Source organism: Mesorhizobium sp. M7A.F.Ca.CA.002.15.2.1 (assembly GCF_003998715.1).
GTDB lineage: Bacteria > Pseudomonadota > Alphaproteobacteria > Rhizobiales > Rhizobiaceae > Mesorhizobium > Mesorhizobium ciceri.
Window position 1 is genome coordinate 1 of record NZ_RZPI01001048.1, and the last position, 1,159, is coordinate 1,159.

At 60.9% G+C, this 1,159-nt stretch carries 2 protein-coding genes and 2 pseudogenes; 2 read left to right on the forward strand and 2 right to left on the reverse strand.

Features of this window, described 5'->3' with window-relative positions; all coding sequences use genetic code 11:
- Positions 1–308: pseudogene (locus ENZ74_RS32445) on the reverse strand (succinyl-diaminopimelate desuccinylase); the annotation flags it as partial.
- 8 nt (positions 309–316) lie between these two features.
- On the opposite strand from ENZ74_RS32445, the gene ENZ74_RS32450 reads away from it, so the two are divergent.
- Positions 317–523: a hypothetical protein gene (locus tag ENZ74_RS32450; protein WP_127224121.1), complete on the forward strand. Its 207-nt coding sequence runs from the start codon at positions 317–319 to the stop codon at positions 521–523.
- Positions 524–527: 4 nt separating this feature from the next.
- Positions 528–956 carry a L,D-transpeptidase gene (locus tag ENZ74_RS32455; protein ID WP_013531220.1) on the forward strand — a complete coding sequence of 143 codons (429 nt, stop codon included), beginning with the start codon at positions 528–530 and terminating at the stop codon, positions 954–956.
- Positions 957–1,017: 61 nt separating this feature from the next.
- Here ENZ74_RS32455 and ENZ74_RS32460 read toward each other — a convergent pair.
- Positions 1,018–1,159, reverse strand: a pseudogene (locus tag ENZ74_RS32460) (lipid A biosynthesis lauroyl acyltransferase); the annotation flags it as partial.

The window sequence follows — 1,159 nt, forward strand, 5'->3', positions numbered from 1 at the left end:
GTCCAGCCATCACCGGCTTCGACCACGTCGATATGCGAGTTGAAGTGGACGCAGGCGCCCGGCGACCTGCCTTCGGAACGGGCAACGACATTGACGCGCGGGTAGCGGTCGGTGTCGCCGGGCGTGCCTTCGGCGCGGATGAACTCGGTCTCGAAACCGCTCTTCTTCAGCCGCGCGCCGAGATATTCGGCGCATGGCCGGTAGGCCTCGCCGGGTGGATTGATAGTCGGAAAACGGATCAGTTCGGCGGTCAGCGCGACGACGTCGTCGCGCCTGTCATCGATTGCCGGGAGGAGTCGCTGGTTCATGCGCAGAGTTGAGCAGCGATCCCAGCGGTTTTGCAAGCCCGCCGGCGATCAAGCCGGTGCGGCGTGTCGTTGCGGCAACTATTGCGGGAAATCGTTCAAATTCGCTGCTTTGGATTGGCGAATTGGTCAAGGTGTGTGTGTTAGCCCGTGCATCTGCCATTAAAAAGATGAAAAACAATCAGGCAGGCAGGTTAGGGGCAATCAAAGGGGTTTGATCGCATGAAAAAGACAGTTCTCATGGCAACCATGTTTGTTGCAATGCTGTTCGGTGCTTCGGGGCAGGGCTGGGCAGCCAGCCTCGTTGCAAATATAGACGTGTCGTCGCAGACGATGACCGTCAGATATGGCGCGTCGGTTTACCGGTGGAGTGTCTCCACCGCCCGCACCGGCTATTTCACGCCGCGCGGCACCTATCGGCCGCAGCGCACGGCCAGGATGTGGTATTCGCGCAAATACCATATGTCGCCGATGCCCTATTCGGTGTTCTTCCATGGCGGCTATGCCATCCATGGAACCGGCGCCGTCAGGCAGCTCGGCCGCCCGGCGTCGCATGGCTGCGTGAGGCTGCACACGGCCAATGCCGCCACGTTCTATTCGATGGTGCGGGAAGTGGGTTTCGGCAACACGCGCATTGTCGTCACCAACTAAGGCGGGTTCAGGTTCGCTGTTGTCTGCTGGCGCTGGGCTAACCCCACGCCAGCAGCTCTGCCTAAGCGTTTGGGACCGCCTTTGCCTGCGGTCGCTTTCGCCGCCCGCCGCTGATCTCCCACCTTTTGTGGAACCACATCCACTGGACGGGATCTTCTCGCACCCAGCGCTCGACGACGTCGTTGAGACGCTGGGTGCGAGAA

Bases quoted from the DNA above. Each gene is read 5' to 3' on its own strand.
- ENZ74_RS32455 (WP_013531220.1), top strand. From the start codon at position 528: ATGAAAAAGACAGTTCTCATGGCAACCATGTTTGTTGCAATGCTGTTC.